Annotated in this window: 20 protein-coding genes and 1 tRNA gene; 8 read left to right on the top strand and 13 right to left on the bottom strand. The window is 69.5% G+C overall.

Annotated features, from left to right (window positions below; translation table 11 throughout):
- Nucleotides 1-1017: class II fumarate hydratase (locus Q0P88_RS13355; RefSeq protein ID WP_295014858.1), on the top strand; the 1017-nt coding region annotated here is incomplete at its 5' end.
- Nucleotides 1018-1180: 163 nt separating this feature from the next.
- Here Q0P88_RS13355 and Q0P88_RS13350 read toward each other — a convergent pair.
- The 3 genes from Q0P88_RS13350 to Q0P88_RS13340 all read right to left on the bottom strand — a co-directional run bounded on the left by Q0P88_RS13350 (nt 1181) and on the right by Q0P88_RS13340 (nt 4680).
- A complete protein-coding gene (locus tag Q0P88_RS13350) occupies nt 1181-2491 on the bottom strand; it encodes a PhoH family protein (protein ID WP_295014860.1) in 1311 nt (436 codons plus the stop codon).
- Nucleotides 2492-2707: 216 nt separating this feature from the next.
- Entirely contained in the window at nt 2708-3832 is a 1125-nt protein-coding gene (locus Q0P88_RS13345) for an aminotransferase (protein ID WP_295014857.1), read from the bottom strand.
- A gap of 62 nt (nt 3833-3894) precedes the next feature.
- Nucleotides 3895-4680 carry an isoprenyl transferase gene (locus Q0P88_RS13340; protein WP_295014856.1) on the bottom strand — a complete coding sequence of 262 codons (786 nt, stop codon included), beginning with the start codon at nt 4678-4680 and terminating at the stop codon, nt 3895-3897.
- Between the two features lie 130 nt (nt 4681-4810).
- Here Q0P88_RS13340 and Q0P88_RS13335 point away from each other — a divergent pair, with 130 nt between their 5' ends.
- Nucleotides 4811-5551: a hemolysin III family protein gene (locus Q0P88_RS13335; RefSeq protein WP_295014855.1), complete on the top strand. Its 741-nt coding sequence runs from the start codon at nt 4811-4813 to the stop codon at nt 5549-5551.
- 1 nt (nt 5552) lies between these two features.
- Here the strand turns inward: Q0P88_RS13335 and Q0P88_RS13330 are convergent, their stop codons facing one another.
- The gene (locus Q0P88_RS13330; RefSeq protein WP_295014854.1) at nt 5553-5804 is read right to left on the bottom strand and encodes a hypothetical protein; all 252 of its coding nucleotides are present in this window, start codon (nt 5802-5804) and stop codon (nt 5553-5555) included.
- Between the two features lie 90 nt (nt 5805-5894).
- Between Q0P88_RS13330 and Q0P88_RS13325 the strand changes: the two genes are divergently transcribed.
- On the top strand, nt 5895-6281 hold the full coding sequence (locus Q0P88_RS13325; RefSeq protein WP_295014853.1) for a DUF4307 domain-containing protein: 387 nt from the start codon (nt 5895-5897) through the stop codon (nt 6279-6281).
- 90 nt (nt 6282-6371) lie between these two features.
- Nucleotides 6372-6860: a transcription elongation factor GreA gene (gene greA, locus Q0P88_RS13320; protein ID WP_295014852.1), complete on the top strand. Its 489-nt coding sequence runs from the start codon at nt 6372-6374 to the stop codon at nt 6858-6860.
- A gap of 58 nt (nt 6861-6918) precedes the next feature.
- Here greA and ilvA read toward each other — a convergent pair whose 3' ends face one another.
- Nucleotides 6919-8154 (bottom strand): threonine ammonia-lyase, encoded by a 1236-nt coding sequence (gene ilvA, locus Q0P88_RS13315; protein ID WP_295014851.1) that lies wholly within the window; start codon nt 8152-8154, stop codon nt 6919-6921.
- Nucleotides 8151-9329: an AI-2E family transporter gene (locus tag Q0P88_RS13310; protein ID WP_295014850.1), complete on the bottom strand. Its 1179-nt coding sequence runs from the start codon at nt 9327-9329 to the stop codon at nt 8151-8153. Before Q0P88_RS13310 ends, ilvA begins: the two co-directional genes overlap by 4 nt.
- A gap of 70 nt (nt 9330-9399) precedes the next feature.
- Here Q0P88_RS13310 and Q0P88_RS13305 point away from each other — a divergent pair, with 70 nt between their 5' ends.
- A complete protein-coding gene (locus Q0P88_RS13305; protein ID WP_295014849.1) occupies nt 9400-10710 on the top strand; it encodes a winged helix-turn-helix domain-containing protein in 1311 nt (436 codons plus the stop codon).
- A gap of 10 nt (nt 10711-10720) precedes the next feature.
- Here Q0P88_RS13305 and Q0P88_RS13300 read toward each other — a convergent pair whose 3' ends face one another.
- The 3 genes from Q0P88_RS13300 to Q0P88_RS13290 form a co-directional block, all read right to left on the bottom strand.
- Nucleotides 10721-11299 carry a LemA family protein gene (locus tag Q0P88_RS13300; RefSeq protein WP_295014848.1) on the bottom strand — a complete coding sequence of 193 codons (579 nt, stop codon included), beginning with the start codon at nt 11297-11299 and terminating at the stop codon, nt 10721-10723.
- A gap of 83 nt (nt 11300-11382) precedes the next feature.
- Entirely contained in the window at nt 11383-12696 is a 1314-nt protein-coding gene (locus Q0P88_RS13295; protein ID WP_295014847.1) for a D-arabinono-1,4-lactone oxidase, read from the bottom strand.
- On the bottom strand, nt 12693-13886 hold the full coding sequence (locus Q0P88_RS13290) for an alanine racemase (protein ID WP_295014859.1): 1194 nt from the start codon (nt 13884-13886) through the stop codon (nt 12693-12695). The genes Q0P88_RS13295 and Q0P88_RS13290 overlap by 4 nt, the downstream gene beginning before the upstream one ends.
- A gap of 121 nt (nt 13887-14007) precedes the next feature.
- Here Q0P88_RS13290 and Q0P88_RS13285 point away from each other — a divergent pair.
- Nucleotides 14008-14080, top strand: a tRNA-Leu gene (locus Q0P88_RS13285).
- A gap of 78 nt (nt 14081-14158) precedes the next feature.
- On the opposite strand, the gene Q0P88_RS13280 is transcribed toward Q0P88_RS13285, so the two are convergent.
- From Q0P88_RS13280 to Q0P88_RS13265, 4 genes are all read right to left on the bottom strand, one after another.
- Nucleotides 14159-15214 carry a site-specific integrase gene (locus tag Q0P88_RS13280; protein ID WP_295014846.1) on the bottom strand — a complete coding sequence of 352 codons (1056 nt, stop codon included), beginning with the start codon at nt 15212-15214 and terminating at the stop codon, nt 14159-14161.
- Between the two features lie 460 nt (nt 15215-15674).
- Nucleotides 15675-16175 (bottom strand): hypothetical protein, encoded by a 501-nt coding sequence (locus Q0P88_RS13275; RefSeq protein ID WP_295014845.1) that lies wholly within the window; start codon nt 16173-16175, stop codon nt 15675-15677.
- Nucleotides 16176-16213: 38 nt separating this feature from the next.
- Nucleotides 16214-16651, bottom strand: coding sequence for an ImmA/IrrE family metallo-endopeptidase (locus tag Q0P88_RS13270; RefSeq protein WP_295014844.1), 438 nt, complete (start codon nt 16649-16651; stop codon nt 16214-16216).
- Nucleotides 16652-16671: 20 nt separating this feature from the next.
- Entirely contained in the window at nt 16672-17052 is a 381-nt protein-coding gene (locus Q0P88_RS13265) for a helix-turn-helix transcriptional regulator (RefSeq protein WP_295014843.1), read from the bottom strand.
- 91 nt (nt 17053-17143) lie between these two features.
- Here Q0P88_RS13265 and Q0P88_RS13260 point away from each other — a divergent pair, with 91 nt between their 5' ends.
- Nucleotides 17144-17401: a hypothetical protein gene (locus Q0P88_RS13260; protein ID WP_295014842.1), complete on the top strand. Its 258-nt coding sequence runs from the start codon at nt 17144-17146 to the stop codon at nt 17399-17401.
- Complete coding sequence (locus tag Q0P88_RS13255) at nt 17398-17610, top strand: AlpA family transcriptional regulator (RefSeq protein WP_295014841.1); 213 nt, start codon at nt 17398-17400, stop codon at nt 17608-17610. Before Q0P88_RS13260 ends, Q0P88_RS13255 begins: the two co-directional genes overlap by 4 nt.
- Nucleotides 17611-17640: the final 30 nt, after the last annotated feature.

Below are 17640 nucleotides of genomic sequence, written 5' to 3'. Positions count from 1 at the left end.
AACGACCACGTCAACGCGTCGCAGTCCTCGAACGACGTCTTCCCCACCTCGGTGCACATCGCCGTGACGAAGGCGCTCATCGACACGCTCATCCCCGCGCTCGACCACCTCGCCGTGGCCTTCGAGGCGAAGGCCGAGCTGTGGAAGGGCGTCGTCAAGTCGGGGCGCACCCACCTCATGGATGCCACGCCCGTGACCCTGGGGCAGGAGTTCGGTGGCTACGCCCGTCAGATCCGCCTCGGCATCGAGCGCGTCGAGGCGGCCCTCCCCCGCGTGGCCGAGGTCCCGCTCGGCGGCACCGCGGTCGGCACCGGCATCAACACCCCGCTCGGCTTCCCGCAGAAGGTCATCGCTCTGCTCGCCGCCGAGACGGGCCTGCCGATCACCGAGGCGAAGGACCACTTCGAGGCGCAGGCCAACCGCGACGGGCTCGTCGAGGCGTCCGGTGCGCTGCGCACGATCGCGGTCTCGCTGACCAAGATCAACAACGACCTGCGCTGGATGGGATCCGGCCCCAACACGGGTCTCGGCGAGCTGCACATCCCCGACCTGCAGCCCGGCTCCTCGATCATGCCGGGCAAGGTCAACCCGGTCATCCCCGAGGCCACGCTGATGGTCTGCGCCCGCGTGATCGGCAACGACGCGACCGTGGCGTGGGCGGGAGCGTCCGGGTCCTTCGAGCTCAACGTCGCGATCCCGGTCATGGGAACCGCGCTGCTCGAGTCGATCCGCCTGCTCTCCAATGCGGTCCGCGTGCTCGCGGACAAGACCGTCGACGGACTCGTCGCGAACGAGGAGCGGGCTGCGGCGTTCGCCGGCATGAGCCCGTCGATCGTGACCCCGCTGAACAAGGTGATCGGCTACGAGGCCGCGGCGAAGATCGCGAAGCACGCGGTCGCCCAGGGCATCACCGTCCGCGACGCCGTGATCGACCTCGGCTACGTGGAGCGCGGTGAGATCTCCCTCGACGAGCTCGACGCCAAGCTCGACCTGCTCTCGATGACGCACGCCGGCTGACCCGGATCCACTCACGCGGATGCCGCGGCCCCACCCGGGACCGCGGCATCCGTCGTTCGGCATCCCCTGCGCGCGTTTCCCTCCCCTGCGAGCCTTTCCCTCCCCTCGCGGACGTCGCTGCAGGGAGGGAAAGCCGTTCAGAGGAGGGAAACGGCGCCGGGGCTCAGCTGAGCTCTCCGCCCTCCAGGAGCTCGGTGACCAGGGCGGCGATCGCCGAGCGCTCCGAGCGCTGCAGGGTGACGTGCCCGAACAGGTCGTGCCCCTTGAGGGTCTCGATCACGCTCGCGACGCCGTCGTGGCGTCCGACGCGGAGGTTGTCGCGCTGACCCACGTCATGCGTGAGGATGACCCGCGAGTTCTGCCCCATACGGCTCAGGACCGTCAGCAGCACGTTGCGTTCGAGCGATTGCGCCTCGTCGACGATCACGAACGAGTCGTGCAGGGAACGCCCTCGGATGTGCGTGAGCGGGAGCACCTCCAGCAGTCCCCGCGCCACGACCTCCTCGAGCACGTTGCCCGAGACGACCGATCCGAGCGTGTCGAAGACCGCCTGACCCCAGGGGTTCATCTTCTCGTCCTTATCCCCGGGGAGGTAGCCGAGCTCCTGCCCGCCGACCGCGAAGAGCGGGCGGAAGACGATGATCTTCTTCTGCTGCTGCCGTTCGAGTACGGCCTCGAGTCCTGCGCACAGCGCGAGGGCGGACTTGCCGGTGCCGGCGCGCCCGCCGAGGGAGACGATGCCGACCTCCGGATCCAGCAGGAGGTCGATCGCGATCCGCTGCTCGGCCGAGCGTCCGTGCAGCCCGAACACCTCGCGGTCGCCGCGGACAAGCGCGTACTCGCCGTCGCCGGTGATCCGGCCGAGAGCGGAACCGCGCTCGGAGTGGATGATCAGACCGGTGTTGACGGGCAGCCCGAGGGCCTGCTCGCTCGTTCCCACCTCGCTCTCGTACAGATCGCTCATCTCGTCGCCGGAGAGCGAGATCGAGCCGATCCCCGTCCATCCCGAGTCGACGGCCTGCTCCGCGAGGTACTCCTCGGCGTTGATGCCCAGCGAGGCCGCCTTGACACGCATCGGGAGATCCTTCGAGACGACCGTCACGTCCTGGCCGTCCTCGGCGAGGTGCATGGCGATCGCGAGGATGCGGCTGTCGTTGTCGCCGAGGCGGATCCCGGAGGGCAGCACCGTCTGGTCGGTGTTGTTCAGCTCGACGCGGAGCGTGCCTCCGTCGCCGATCGGGACCGGGAAGTCGAGACGCCCGTGCTCGACGCGCAGCTCGTCGAGATGCCGCAGCGCCTGCCGGGCGAAGTAGCCGATCTCCGGATCGTGGCGCTTGCTCTCGAGCTCGCCGATGACGACGACCGGAAGCACGATGGAATGCTCGGCGAAGCGGAAGAACGCCCGCGGATCCGACAGGAGGACCGACGTGTCGAGCACGTACGTCTTGAGCTCCTGAGAGGAGGAGGACGCGATGTCCCTCTCCGAAACGGCGGTGGTGCGGGTGCTGCTCTTCGTTGCGTTAGGTGCGGCCACGACCCTCTCCCGACCCGGGATCTCCCGGTATTCAGCGAGTCGACCGTGGGCCACGAGCCGTGATCCTGAAGGCCGACTCGATCGGGCGCCGTGCCCGATGCCATGAAGCTACGTCGTCGGGACCGGTGCGCGCATCTCCGACACGCCAAGCGACGGTTAAGATCCCGTGAACTCTGCCGCCCGATCGAGCGCGTCGGCGAGCCGTGCGAACGTCTCGGACGGCGTCGAGGCGTGCGGGGAGACCCGCACCGCGCCGGAACGGACCGTCACGCGCAGCCCCGCATCGGCGAGCGCTTCCCCGCACCGCACCGCGTCAGCCACCGCGAGGACGACGATGCCGGCCCGCTCGGGGCGGGCGCGCGGGGACGACACCGCGATCGAACGGCGATCGGCGATGTCGAGCACCCGATCGACGGCTTCTCCGAGGGCCGCGGCCACCGCGGGCACGCCCAGGGCGCGGATCTCCGACGTCGCGGCCGCGAGGCGCGACGCGGCGAGCGGGTCGGGCGCGCTCACGGCGTAGGCCTGCGAGGACGCCGCGGGATCCGGGAGCGCGTCGGTGGGCAGACCCGCGGCGGACGTCCCGATCCGCCCGCTCAGCACCGGTCGGATCCGTTCCCTGGCCCGCGCCGTGAAGCGGGCGAAACCCGTCCCTCGGCCGGCGCGCATCCACTTGTATCCGTGCCCGACGACGACGTCGGCGGCCGCCCAGTCCTCGTCCACGACCCCGAAGGACTGCACGGCGTCGACGATGAGGAGACGATCCGGGCCGAGCACTTCCCGCAGGGCGGCCAGGTCCGTCCGGTACCCGGTGCGGAAGTCGACATGGCTCACGACGAGGGCGGTCACCGTCTCGTCCAGGGCTCCGGCGACGGCGTCCGGCGTCACCCGTGCCCCGCGCGGGGAGATCCACCGCGGGACGAGCGAACCCGCCGCTGCCTCCGCCGCCCGATCGAGGGTGATCGTGACGCTCGGGAACTCGGCCGCCGACGCGAGGACGGTACCGCCGAGTCCGGCGAGCGCCTGCTGCAGCGCGTGCGTGGACGAAGGGTGCAGGGGGATCTCGTCCGGAACCGCGTCGAGCAGCGCACCGAGTCCCTGCTGCGCCTGCTCCGCGCGCGCCGCCACGGCGGCGATGTCGGCACCGCGCCCGGTCGAGAGCAGGTCGGCGTCTCGCACGAGGGCGTCCCGCGCCGCGGTGGACAGCGGGCCGAAGGCCGCCCAGTCCAGGTATCCCGGCACCGCGTCGAATCCGGAGGGGCGGTCATCGGAGACGCTCATCCGACCAGTCTCACACGCGCAGGACGGCGCCCGGCGGCGGCGCGAGGCGGGCGGCGCGACGGTCACCGCCCGAAGCGGCGGTCGCGGTCGGCGTAGTCCCGGATCGCGCGCAGGAAGTCGACCTGGCGCAGATCGGGACCGAGCGCCTCCACGAAGTAGAACTCGCTGTGCGCGCTCTGCCAGAGCAGGAAGTCGCTGAGCCGCTGCTCGCCGCTCGTGCGGATCACGAGATCCGGATCCGGTTGTCCACCCGTGTAGAGGTGCTCGCCGATCATCTCCGGCGTCAGGTGCGCGGCGAGATCCTCCAGGGTCCCTCCCGAGGCCTCGTGCTGGGCGATGATCGAGCGGACGGCGTCGACGATCTCGTTGCGTCCGCCATAGCCGACCGCGAGGTTGACGTGCAGACCGGTGTGATCCTTGGTGCGCTCCTCGGCTTCGGCGAGCACGCGCGCCAGCTCCGTCGGCAGGATGTCGGGGCGACCGACCTGCTTCACCCGCCAGTCCCCCTCGCGCGAGAGCCCGTCCGCGAGCTCGCCGATGATCTCGATGAGGTCCGCCAGTTCCGCGGAGTCGCGCTTTCGCAGGTTGTCGGCCGAGAGCAGGTAGAGCGAGACGACCTTGATGCCCAACTCGTCGCACCAGCCGAGGAACTCGCGCATCTTCGCGGCGCCCGCACGATGACCGTGCGCCGCGGTGGCGAAACCGAGCTGACGCGCCCACCGCCGGTTGCCGTCGATCATCATGGCGACGTGGTGCGGCACGGTCGCCCGATCCAGGCGTCGGCGCAGCCGTCGGCTGTACAGCCGGTAGAGGGGACCGCTCCCGGGCTGCTTGGACCGTGCACTCACTCCCCTACGCTATCGCGCGCTCCCGCCCGCACGGGAGAGATCCGCGGCGCAAGCCCCGACGCAGCGATGTCAGGGGATCCGCACAGGATATGTTCCGCTCGGGGAATGCGACCGTGCCTAGAGTGTGGCCATGAGCCGTGCGACCCGAACCGCCGCCGCCCCCGACGTGCCCCAGCTGCCCCTCCTGGAGGCGGCCGCTGTCGACGCGCAGGTCGAGATCAAACCCACCTGGCGCGGCTGGATCCACGCGGGAACCTTCCCCGTCGCGATCGCCGCGGGCATCGTCCTCATCGCGGTCGCCCAGGGCGCCCCGGCGAAGTGGGCCGCGGCGGTCTTCATGCTCACGTCGATCCTGCTCTTCGGCAATTCCGCGCTCTATCACCGGTTCAACTGGCGCCCGAAGACCAAGGCCGTGCTCAAGCGGATCGACCACGCGAACATCCTGCTGCTCATCGCCGGCACGTACACGCCGCTCGCGACGCTCGCGCTCCCGCCGAGCAAGGGTGTGCTGCTCCTGACGCTCGTGTGGTCCGGCGCGATCCTCGGGATCCTGTTCCGGGTGTTCTGGATCCATGCGCCGCGCTGGCTCTACGTCGCGCTGTACCTGCTGCTCGGCTGGGCGGCGATCATGTACATCGTCGATCTCGTCCAGGCGAACGTCGCGATGATGGTGCTCGTGTGCGTGGGCGGTGTGCTCTACAGCGCCGGAGCGGTGGTCTACGCCCTGAAGAAGCCGAACCCGTGGCCCGGGAGGTTCGGGTTCCACGAGATCTTCCACGTGTGCACCGTGCTCGCGTTCCTCTGCCACTGGACGGCGTGCCTGCTCATCTCGCTCGCGCCGCTGCGGCCCTCCCTGGGCTTCCCCGGCTGAGTCAGCCCTTCGGATCCTCTGCAGGCCCGTCGCCGCGGGCCGCGGCCTCCTCCGCGTCGAGCTCGGCACGCACCTCCTCGCGGTAGCGCACGCGACGGATGCGGCGCTGCATGTCCCAGATGAGCACCGCCGCGAGCACGACGATGACGGCGACGATCACGAAGCCCACCGGCCCGGGAGTGACGAGGTTCGGGTCGACCGTGGGGGTCGGCGTGGGGGTCGCGGCTGCGGCCGCGAGGATCGCCTCGATCATCAGTGCGCCTTTCGGGATCCGGGCGGACGGCGGGCCGCCTGCCACGGGATAACCTGGAAGGACAAGCCTAACGATCGGAAGCATGACCTCGTGACGACGCCCTCACAGCTGGACGAGCGCTACGGCCGCGGGCCGCGCCGTCGGCTGCCGATCGTCATCGGCGTCGCGGTCGCGGTCGCCGTGGTCGCGCTGTTCGGCTTCTGGACGTATCAGGGCTCCGCCGATGCCGTGGACGTCACCGGGCGGGGCTTCCAGCTCACGGATCCGCACACCGTGACGGTGTCGTTCCAGATCAGCGCGCCCACCCAGCGCCCCGTGCACTGCATCCTGGAGGCCCAGGACGAGGAGTTCGGGATCGTCGGGTGGAAGGTGATCACGCTGCCGGCCTCGACGCAGCGCGCGAGGGCCTTCACGGAGCGGATCCCCGTGGTCGGCGAGGCGACGACGGGTTTGGTGAACTCCTGCTGGGTGTCCTAGGCTCATCCTGTTGATCGACGCCCCGGCAGGTGCCGGGGCGTCTTGGCATATCCGGGCGCATCCGTCCGGATCCGAATGCAAGGAGTCGCCGTGTCGAACGACGCCCAGGTCCCCTTCCTCACGCAGGAGGCGTACGACCGCCTCGTCGCAGAGCTGGAGCACCTCTCGACCACCGGCCGTGAAGAGATCGCCAAGCGCATCGAGGTGGCCCGCGAGGAAGGCGACCTCAAGGAGAACGGCGGCTATCACGCGGCCAAGGACGAGCAGGGCAAGATGGAGGCCCGCATCCGCACCCTCGAAGAGCTGCTGAAGTCCGCCAAGGTCGGCGAGGCGCCCGCGAGCCGTGGCATCGTCGAACCGGGCACGGTCGTCACCGCGACCGTGGCCGGCGGCGAGGAGGTCTTCCTGCTCGGCAGCCGCGAGATCGCCGGAGGCACCGACCTCGACGTCTACAGCGAGGCCAGCCCCCTCGGCTCCGCGATCCAGGGGCTCAAGATCGGGGACAAGACCTCCTACGAGGCTCCCAACGGCCGCTCGATCGAGGTCGAGATCCTCAAGGTCGAGACGTTCGCCGGCTGATCACGGCGCTGTCAAGAGCCCGCCGCCCCGAGGGGTGGCGGGCTCTCCGCATGCGCTCTCAGTCCTGCACGACGATCGGCTCGAAGCCCGCCGCCCGCAGCGTGTCGAGCGTGAGCTCGGAGTGCTCCGGCCCCCGGGTCTCGACGCTGAGCTCCAGGATCACGTCGTTGATCTGCAGTCCGTGGCCGTGCCGCGTGTGCATCGCCTCGATGACATTGGCGCCCGCGTGCGCGATGAGCTCCGACACCTGCGCGAGCTGACCGGGCCGGTCGGGCAGCGGGATGCGGAGGGTGAGATAGCGTCCCGACGCGGCGAGACCGTGCGAGACAACGCGCTGCAGCAGGAGCGGATCGATGTTGCCGCCGGAGAGGACGGCGAGCGTCGTGCCGCTCGCCCGCACCTTTCCGGCGAGGATCGCAGCGACGCCGACGGCGCCGGCCGGTTCGACGACGACCTTCGACTGCTCCAGGAGCAGCAGGAGCGCGCGGGCGATGTCGTCGTCGCTCACCGTGACGACCTCGTCGACGAGCTCCTGGATCATGGCGAACGGGACCGCGCCCGGCTTCGCGACGAGGATGCCGTCGGCGATCGTCGGGTGGGTGGTGATCTCGACGGGCTCCCCCGCATCGAGCGAAGGACCCATCGCCGCGGCGTTCTCCGCCTGCACGCCGATCACCCGGACCGTGCGTCCCGCCGCGGCGGCGCTGGCCTTGACCGCGGCTGCGACCCCGGCGATGAGGCCGCCGCCGCCGATCCCGAGCACCACCGTGTCGACGTCGGGAACGTCCTCGACGAGCTCGAGCCCGAGCGTGGCCTGACCGGTGACGATGTCGCGGTGGTCGAACGGCGGGATCAGCACGGCGCCGGTGCTCTCCGCGAACTTGGCGGCGAGCCGCAGGGAGGTCGCCACGGTCTCGCCTTCCAGGACCACGTCGGCGCCGTACCCGCGGGTGGCGAGCAGCTTCGGCACGGGCACGCCCATCGGCATGAAGATCGTGGCGCGGATCCCGAGCGCCTGTGCGGCGAGCGCGACGCCCTGCGCATGGTTGCCGGCCGAGGCGGCGACGACGCCCCGCTCGCGCTCCTCCGCGGTGAGCTTGGAGAGGCGGTGCACGGCGCCGCGGATCTTGAACGAGCCGGTGCGCTGCAGGTTCTCCATCTTCAGCACCACGGGCGATCCGAGCACCTTGCCGAGCGCGAGCGAGGGCAGGGCCGGGGTGCGCACGATGACGCCGTCGAGGCCGGCCGCGGCCTGCTGGATCTCGTCGAGGGTCGGGATCGTCTCGTTCGTCATCGCGTGCTCCTTCTCCGTGCCCGCGGCACGGTCCGCCAGATGTAGTCGCCGTCGGGATCGACGCCGGAGACGAGGGTGCTCACGGCCACGTTCACGAAGGCGGCGAGAGGGACCGCGAAGAGGGCCCCGGGGATGCCCGCGATCAGGGCGCCGCCCGCCACCACGAGGACGACCGCGAGCGGGTGCACCTTGACCGCCGAGCCCATGAGGATCGGCTGCAGGATGTGGCCCTCGATCTGCTGGACCGCGAGGACGACGACGAGCATCCACAGGGCGATCCACGGCCCGTTGTAGACGAGCGCGAGGAAGACGGCGAGGACGCCCGTGACGACCGCGCCGACCAGCGGGATGAACGCCCCGAGGAAGACGAGGACGGCGATCGGCACGGCGAGCGGCACCCCGAGCAGGAAGGCGCCGAGCCCGATGCCGACCGCGTCGATGAACGCGACGAGCAGCTGCGTGCGCGCGTAGTTGATGACCGTCGCCCAGCCGTTGCGGGCGGCGACGTCGACGCCGTGCCGGGCGTTCTTCGGGAACAGCCGTACGGTCCAGCGCCAGATGCCGCCGCCGTCGGCGAGCAGGCAGAGCAGGATGAACAGCGTCAGGACGGCTCCGGTCGCGACGTGACCGAAGGTCGTGCCGACCGCGATCGCGCCGGTCTTGAGGGCCTCGCCCTGCTCCGAGAGGAAGGTCAGCGCCTGTTTCAGGAAATCGTCGATCTGCGCGGAGGTGAGGTGGAGCGGGCCCTGGATGAGGAACTGGCGCAGTTGATCGACGGCGGCGACCGTCCGGGTCTGGACGTCGGACCACTGCTGCGTGATCTGCCAGACCGCCAACCAGAGAAGCCCGCCGACGACGATCGCGGTGCCGAGAAGGGTCAGCACGATCGCCAGCCACCGGGGCAGGTGCGCCCGCAGCAGCGCGTTCACCGCGGGCCAGAGCAGCGCGGTGAGCAAGATCGCGACGAGGAGGGGGATGACCAGGATCTTGAACTGGATCACGAGCCAGATGAGGACGCCGATCGAGCCGGCGATGACGAGGAAGCGCCAGGAGTAGGCCGACGCGACCCGCAGCCCCAGGGGCAGCGATCTCTCCACCTCCCCGGTGACGTCCACGCGTCCGGTGACCGAGCGCTGGCGGATGAGATCGCGCAGGCGAGGTGTCTCATCACTCATCGGCCCAGTCTAGAGGCGGTTCGGGCGCACTCCCGCCCGTGCGTCGGAGGTCCCCGTTACGCTGACCGACGTGATCCAGAACCGTGCTCCGTTCGTGGCCGCCGAGTCGCTGAGCGCCGGAGAGGCCCGGCGCATGGCGCTCGCCGCGCAGGGCTTCTCCCGACGACGCCCCGCGACCCCCGCCGTGCGCCATCTGCACGCGGCGATGGCGCGCATGGGGGTGCTGCAGATCGACTCCGTCAACGTGTTCGCGCGATCGCACTACCTGCCGTTGTTCTCCCGCCTCGGCGCGTACGACCCCGCGGTGCTCGATCGCGCGATGCTCGGGCGCCCCACGGCGGCGCGCACGGGCCGCTACACCGAATACCTCGCCCACGAGGCCACTTTCCTCCCCGTCGAGGACTGGCCGCTCTGGGGGTTCCGTCGGACGGCCTTCCGCGATCGACGCGGCGAGTTCTGGGGGCGCACGTCCTCAGCACGGGCGCTGGACCGGGTGCGCGCCGAGCTGGCCGATCGGGGCCCTTCGCGTCCTGCGGACCTCCGCGGCGACGGCCCCGGCGGGCGCGGCGGATGGTGGGAATGGGACGAGGTCAAGCACGCTCTCGAGTACCTGTGGCGGATCGGCGAGGTCGCGATCGCCGGCCGCGACGGGTTCGAACGCCGCTACGCCCTCGCCGAGCACGTCGTGCCCGCCGATCTGCTCGGTCGCGATCTGCCGAGGGCGGATGCGATCGCCGTGCTCGTGCACCGCGCGGCGCGCGCGCAGGGCGTCGCGACGGCGGCGGACATCGCCGACTACTACCGGATCAAGGATCGCTCCGCGGTGCTCGCCGCGATCCGGGACCTGGAGCAAGCCGGTACCCTCGTCGCCGTCCGCGTGCGGGGATGGGAGCGATCAGGACGCCCGATCCCGGCCTGGCGGCACGAGGATGCGGTGCTCGCCCGCCGCGTCCGCACCACCGCGGTCCTGAGCCCGTTCGACCCCGTCGTGTGGTTCCGCGATCGCGCGCTGCGCGCGTTCTCGCTCGACTACCGGATCGAGATCTACACCCCCGCGGCGCAGCGCCGGTACGGGTACTACTCGCTCCCGGTCCTCGTCGACGATCGGATCGCGGCGCGGGTCGACCTCAAGGCCGATCGTTCCGCGCGCACGCTGCTCGTCCAGTCCGCGTGGTGGGAGCCGCAGGCGCGTCCCGCGGCGGACGCGGAAAGGATCGCAGAAGAGCTCCGCGTCGCCGCCGGCTGGCAGGGCCTGGAGCGCGTGTCCGTCTCCGGATGGGGCGATGCCGCCGACGCCCTGGCGGACGCGCTGCACGCGCACCCCGAGCGGGTGCACCGGCACGACGTGGGACGAACAGAGCGGCTTCGCGCGATCGACTGACCTGCGCGCGTCAGAACTGGACGCGCGGGGGCTCGGCGATGGTCGCGCCGTCGACGACCTCGAAGAACTCGCGCTCGGTGAAGCCGAGGTTGCGGGCGAACAGGTTGTTCGGGAACACCTTGATCTTGGTGTTCAGCTCTCGGACGCCGCCGTTGTAGAACCGGCGCGAGGCCTGGATCTTGTCCTCGGTGTCCACGAGCGCCGACTGCAACTGCAGGAAGTTCTGACTCGCTTGCAGCTGCGGGTACGCCTCGGCGACCGCGAACAGGCTCTTCAGCGCCTGCTGCAGGTGCCCTTCGGCCGCGCCCGCCTCACCCGGGCTGGACGCGGAGAGCGTCTCCGCGCGCGCACGGGTCACGTTCTCGAACACGGCCTTCTCGTGCGCCGCGTACCCCTTGACGGTGTCGATGAGATTGGGGATGAGGTCGGCACGGCGCTTCAGCTGCACCGTGATGTCGCTCCACGCCTCGTCCACCCGGACGCCCAGTTGCACGAGCGAGTTGTACGTGGCCCACAGATAGATGCCGACGACGACGATGAGCACGACGATGACGCCCACGACGACGAGCACAGGAACAAGAACATCCACGGACGACGACCCCCCTACCAGAACCCGGTTTCGCTCATCCTATCCCCGGACGCTGCACGAACGCCGGGCGTCGTCGCCGGCGGTCAGACGCCGAGCACGCGTTCCAGGTAGCGGTTGCCGAACCGGCGGTCGGGATCGAGCCGATCGCGCAGCGCGACGAAGTCGTCGAAGCGCGGATAGCGTGCACGCAGGTCGTCGGCGGCGAGGGTGTGCAGCTTCCCCCAGTGCGGCCTTCCCCCGCGCGCCACACAGATCTGCTCGACGGCGTCGAAGTACTCCCGCGGATCATGCCGCCAATAGCGATGCACGGCGATGTAGGAGGACGGCCGCTCGTATGCCGTCGACAGCCAGCGATCGTCGGAAGCCGCGAATCGCACCTCGATCGGGAACTCGATCCGCCAGCCCCGCGCGCGGACGAGCTCCTGGATCTCGCGGAACGCCTCGACGGCCTGGTCCTGCGGGAGCGCGTACTCCATCTCGCGGAAGCGCACCGTGCGGCTCTGCGTGAGCACACGGTGCGAGAGGTCGGTGTACTCGCGGTCGCCCGTGAGCCTGACCGCGAGGCGGTTGAACGCCGGAGTGATCGCGGGAACCGCGGTTCCCGCCGCGCACACGAGCCGGTAGACGCCGTTCGAGAGCAACGTCTCATCGATCCACCGGCCGACGGCGGGCAGCGGATGGCGCACCGCAGACTCGGGAAGGCGCTCGGTGGTCTTGGTCAGGGCGACATCGGTGTGCGGGAACCAGTAGAACTCGAAATGGTCGGCGCAAGCGACTCGCTCGGGCAGGCTCTCCAGCACCTCGTCGAGAGAGGCCGGCGCGTCGACCGCGTGCATCACGAAGGCGGGCACGCACTGCAGGGTCACCTCGACGAGGATCCCGAGGGCGCCGAGACCGAGCGCGACGGCGGGCAGCATCTCGGGGTTGCGGAGGTCGTCCACCTCGAGGAAATCTCCCGACGCGGTCACCATCGTGGCACCGACCACCTGCGCCGCGATGCCGCCGAAACGGGCGCCCGTTCCGTGGGTGCCCGTCGAGATCGCGCCCGCGAGGGACTGCCGGTCGATGTCGCCGAGGTTCTCCATCGCGAGCCCGAAAGGAGCGAGCAGGCCGGGGATCCGGTGCAGGCGCGTGCCGGCGAGCAATGTCACGCGCCGCCGCTCCTCGTCGACGCGGACGAGACCCTGGAGGTCGTCGAGTTCGAGCAGCACGTCGGGAGCGACGGCGATGCCGGTGAAGCTGTGGCCGGCACCGACCGCCTTGACGCGCAGGCCGTGTCGCGTGGCGGCCTGCACCGCACGCTGGACGCCTTCCGGCGTCCGCGGGCGCTCCACCCGCAGCGGCCGGATCGACGCCGAACGGCCCCAGTTCTGCCAGGTTCCCCCGGGTCGAGTCACAGGAACGCCTTTCCCTCTCCGCGATACGTGGGCAGCTCGTCGATGACGCGCTCGCCGTCGACGACGTGGTAGCTCAGGATGCGCTCCGCCGGCTCGCCGCTCTTCGCGAGACGCAGCCACACCCGGTCGCCGATCCGGAGGGCGCGCGCGCCCTCTCCCCGCAGCGGCGTCTGCACCTCGCCTGCAGCCTCCCGCGGTGCGGTGCGCAGCCCGCGGGGCCACACCGGGAGCGGTTGACGCGAGGCGACCGGCGGACCGGAGGCGATCCACCCGCCCCCCAGGATCGTCGCGATGTCGGGAGCAGGACGCCGCACGACGTCGAAGGCGAAGGCGGCGGCGGGTGCGGGATCGAAGGCCTGATAGCCGTCGAACAGGTGTCCCGCGAGCAGCCCGCTTCCCGCCGTGATCTCGGTGAGCGAAGGATCCGCCCCGGTGTACTCCAACGACCCGGTGCCCCCTCCGGTGACGAACTCGAGCGGGACGAGGGCACGGACCGCGGCGACGATCCTCGCCCGGCGCGCCCTCAGCTCGACGCGCGAGCGCGCCTGCACCGCCCGGATCAACCCGTCACCGCTGCCGGTCGCGTCGCCCTGTCCGGCGATCTGCGCTTCGTACATCTGCAGCCCGACCAGACGGAAGCCATCCCGTTCGGCGACGCGCCGCGCGAACCGGGCCACCTCGTCCACCTCGTGCAGCGGGGAACGGAAGACGCCGATGTGCCCGAGGCCGGGCGCGCGCCACGAGGCGTCGGCGTCGATGCAGACCCGCACCTCCGGGCGACGGCCGGGGCCTGCGACACTGTCGATGAGGTCGAGCTGCTCCTCGTCGTCGACCATCAGCGTGATGCGCGAGGCCGCGCGGTCGTCGCGCAGCAGCCGTTCCAGCGCAACGCGGTCCGCGGTCGGATAGGCGAGCACGATGTCGTCGTGGTCCTCGGCGAGCCACAGGGCCTCCGCGAGCGTGAAAGCGAGGAGCCCCCGATAGCCCGGCAGGCGCAGCACCGCGTCGATGACCGCACGCACGCGCACGGACTTCGTGGCGATCCGGATCGGCAGACCGCCGGCGCGCACCGGCATGTCGAGCGCGTTGAAGCGGAGCGCGTCGCGGTCGATCACCGCGACGGGCGCGGGCAGGCTCGCCGTCGCCTCCGTCAACCGGGGCCACCAGCGTTCGGGATGCCGCCAGGGCAGCCCGGCGGTGCGGACGGGCGGTGTCAGGGGGACCCGGTCGGCGATGAGCTCGAGCACTCCCCCACCCTATTGCCTTCCCGTCAACACCATCCGCCCCGACGATCGTTAGGCTCGGGAGGCGGCCCCCGTAGCCCAATGGCAGAGGCAGGCGACTTAAAATCGCTTCAGTGTCAGTTCGAGTCTGACCGGGGGCACTTCGATTTATAGTTTGACCAGGAATTTACTTCTTAAAACCGCCGCACGAGAACGGACTCATTCGCGGTATCCATCGCTTACTCATCGTTTTGGACCCAAGCGGACAGCGCTGAGGTCGCATCGGGTCCTGAGTGAAGCGGCTGGATGTAGTGCTTCCGCGTGACGGCGGGCGACGCGTGCCCGAGCTGACCCTGCGCGACCTCGACACCCATCACGTCGCGCAGCAGCGTCGCCACGGCCTTCCTGAGCGCGCGCGGGGACAGCCCGGCGTATGGGGTTCCCGCCAGCGCCTCCCGCCAGTTCCGACCGAGGTTGTGGGGCCAGCGCAGCGTACCGGTCGCGGAAGGGAACACCCAGTCGCAGTAAGACTCGATCCGGCGCCGAGTCAGCACGTCGGTAGCGAACGCGGGGAGCTTGAGCGTCCGACGTGACGAGTCGGACTTGGGGTGCGGTTGGACCGTGACTTTGCCGTCGTCGCCGATGATCACCGTCCCCCTGATGCTGACGGTTGCGGGCGAGCTCTCCAAGTCGACGTCGGACCATCTCAGCGCGAGTACTTCCGCAGTGCGCGCCCCGGTGCCGATGAACACGTCGAACAGGTCGCCCAGGTCAGCGCTGCGCGTCGCACCTCGCTTGTCGGGCGTGATGTCGTACGCCCACATGATCCACCGCATCGCACGCACGTCTGCGACGCTTGGAGCGGTGACCGGCTTCTTGGCCTGGACGATTCTTCCGGCGTCGCGCACCGGGTTCGAGCGCATCGCACCGTGGCGAACAGCGAGGGCGAACACGTGCTGCAGAAGCGTGCGGGTGGTCTTGGCTGTGCCCGGGCCGTTCTCCGCGGTGACGCGCTTCAAGAAGCGGTCGACGCGCGGGACGGTGGCTTCCGCCAGTCGAACGTCGCCGAATCCCTTCCCGATGATGGTGTCCAGCACGCGTCGGTAACGGTCGCGCGTGGCAACGGCGAGGTCGTCGCGCTCCGGTTCAGCGAACCATTTGCCAGCCGCCGCCCGAACGGTGCTGTTACCCGTGAGGTCATCAGCCGATGGCGCAAGTCGCTTCTTGAGCGCCTTGACGAGGTTGCGCTCTGCTTCAGCGGGCGTGCGTCCGGACCGCTGCATGATGCGCGTCACTCCGTCGCTGTCGCGATAGCGACAGACGGCTGCGGGCTGTCCCGCGGCCGTGGTGCGCCTGATCTTGCCCCAGGTCTCAAGCTCGAGGGGCGGCCTAGCCATGGTCGGTCACGGCGTGACGGACGGCGTGAGTCACGCAGGTGGTCACTTCCGGGTCACGCGTCGCGGTCGCGAGGCGTGACGTAGTCGATGCGACGAGGTATTGCCTGTGGATAACTTCGCCAGCGAAGACCGCGCTGAAAGTCCGCGTGATTCTGCGGATCTTGTCTCCGTCACTCGGTGTGTCACGGCGTGACGGACGGCGTGAGTCCCAGCGTCCGTTCGGCTTCCCCGACCCGACCCGACCCGTTAACCCCTTCTCTATCGAGAAGGGGGCGCGTGCGCGCGAGGCGCACCCCCCTGTGGACAACTTCTCCGCGACGGCTGCTACCACGTCGCACCTCCTAGCGTTGGGGACGGGTCAAGGCTTGTCGAGCTTCACGACCATGTCCGGTCCGCGGTCCGGGTGGTACGACCACTCGATGGTGATCCCGTTCCAGGATTCCGTCTGGCGGCCGTCCATCGCCGTCGTCTGCTCGATGTGAGAGGTCACGCTCGTCGGCGCTCCAAGATGCCGCAGTACGCACGCCTCTGCCGAATACGGGGCTCCTGAGTAGTCCTTGTTCCCCTTGACGTCGATCGTGATCGTGGCGCCGCCATCTCCGAGAACCATTCCCTCGGGTGAGGAGCAAGCGGTATAGGCCTCTTGGAGCCGTGTGTCGGTGGTGGGTGTGGGGGTCGGGACGAGCGCCCCTATCGACGTGGTGGCCGCTTGTACGCCAAGAGTTCCCCCGATGCCCAGGACGAGCCCAACGGCAGCTGCGATCGAGATCGCGGGGATGTTCAGCGGCGCGTGGTGCCGAGGCTCCGTCGGGACGAAGGGCGGTTCAGGCTCGGGCGTGATTGGCGTGCTGTCAGTCATGCGGTTCTCCCTGTCAGATGTTCGGCGTATGGCGTTCGTCAAGCGACTGCGACGCGGCCGGCGAACTGCCCCGCGCCCATTCTCGGAGCCACGTACACAGCGGAGTGAGTCCGAAGCAGGACGCGGCGAAACGCTTCGACCAGATCCGTCGTCACGCAGAGATCAATTGCCATCGCCTCGACGCATCCCTCGTGGACGGCTTCGGATTGGCGGTACTCCTCGAGATCGATGAGTTGGTGTGCTGCCCATTCATCGGCGCGCCGTTCCTGCTTCGCATTCACTGGGCCGAACATGCTGGGTTCGTCTCCGAAGACGACGTGGCAAGCCTCGTGCGCGATCGTGCTCCGGTACGGGCGCAAACTCAGGTCGAACTGGATCGACACGACCTTCCGGTCGTGGTCCGTTTCGCCATCACGGTCGGGCGAGAGCTCGACGTACTCGACGGTGTAGCCGGAGGCCTCGATCAGCTCGAACATGCGCAGAAGTCTGGTGTCTCTCATCCCTGGCCATCATCCCCTCCACGGTCGCGGGACTTCTTCTTGGCGACCTTCCGATCATCCTGGCGGGAGGGTTCGACATCGCGGCCGCGAAGGGGCGTCACGTTCTCGGGGATTGTCCGCTCTCCGAGTTCGTCGATCATCCGGTCGTAGGCATGCTCGACGATCGTGCGAGGCTCAAGATCGAGCACTTCGCATACCTCGCATACGACCCCGATAGGGATCTCAGTCTTCCCGTTGAGCCAGCGATTGAGATTGGCATCAGCGCGTCCAATCTGCTCGGCCACCGCCTTGGCGGTGAGCGCGCGCGCGACGATCGCTCCCTTGAGCTCGAGCCCGATATACCGGCTGAACAGTTCTCCACGCTCCCGTGTGTTCACGCGACAAGTATGCACCACAGTCAACTGAATTGTCTAGATTGATCATCGAGTTGGCTTGACGATTGATCATCCGGCGAGGATGATTGACCGTATGATCAATCCAGTTGCCTCAGAAGTCGGGAATCTGGTGCTCAGCGCAATCAAGGAAGCCGGGCGGACGAAGCTGTCTGTCTCGGACGCGACCGGCATCCCGTACCCGACGTTCAACCGCAAGGCCGCCGGCAAGTCGGAATTCTCTTTCACCGAGCTGCTTGAGATCTCGGAGGAACTCGGGGCCACTCCTGCGGCTTTCGTTCCGGAGGCCTTCCGGCAGGCCCCCGAAGCGCTGCCGCTTGCCGAGGCCTCGTGAGCGCCCCCGCTCCCGTCGGGCCCCCCGTGCTGCGAGGCCCCTTCCTCACCACGAAGCAGGCGGCCGACTACTGCGGCATTCCTGTGCAATCGCTCTACAACCGCTTGTCCCAGGGCACCGGCCCCAACGTCCACAAGCACGGGACTCGGAACAAGTTCATCCTCGACGACCTGGACGAGTGGATGTCTGCCGAGCTCTCTGCCGCCTGAACCCACCACAACGAGGAACCGCCCCTGCTG

Source organism: uncultured Microbacterium sp., assembly GCF_945952435.1.
Taxonomy (GTDB): Bacteria; Actinomycetota; Actinomycetes; order Actinomycetales; family Microbacteriaceae; genus Microbacterium.
This window is presented reverse-complemented; position numbering and strand designations above follow the sequence as displayed.

What these genes read in the sequence shown, in the direction of transcription:
- ilvA (WP_295014851.1), bottom strand. Translation starts at nt 8,154, where the DNA reads ATGACGAACGAGACGATCCCGACCCTCGACGAGATCCAGCAGGCCGCG.
- Q0P88_RS13330 (WP_295014854.1), bottom strand. Translation starts at nt 5,804, where the DNA reads ATGATCGAGGCGATCCTCGCGGCCGCAGCCGCGACCCCCACGCCGACC.
- Q0P88_RS13335 (WP_295014855.1), top strand. Translation starts at nt 4,811, where the DNA reads ATGAGCCGTGCGACCCGAACCGCCGCCGCCCCCGACGTGCCCCAGCTG.
- Q0P88_RS13270 (WP_295014844.1), bottom strand. Translation starts at nt 16,651, where the DNA reads ATGTTCGAGCTGATCGAGGCCTCCGGCTACACCGTCGAGTACGTCGAG.
- Q0P88_RS13310 (WP_295014850.1), bottom strand. Translation starts at nt 9,329, where the DNA reads ATGAGTGATGAGACACCTCGCCTGCGCGATCTCATCCGCCAGCGCTCG.
- Q0P88_RS13275 (WP_295014845.1), bottom strand. Translation starts at nt 16,175, where the DNA reads ATGACTGACAGCACGCCAATCACGCCCGAGCCTGAACCGCCCTTCGTC.
- Q0P88_RS13260 (WP_295014842.1), top strand. Translation starts at nt 17,144, where the DNA reads ATGATCAATCCAGTTGCCTCAGAAGTCGGGAATCTGGTGCTCAGCGCA.
- Q0P88_RS13345 (WP_295014857.1), bottom strand. Translation starts at nt 3,832, where the DNA reads ATGAGCGTCTCCGATGACCGCCCCTCCGGATTCGACGCGGTGCCGGGA.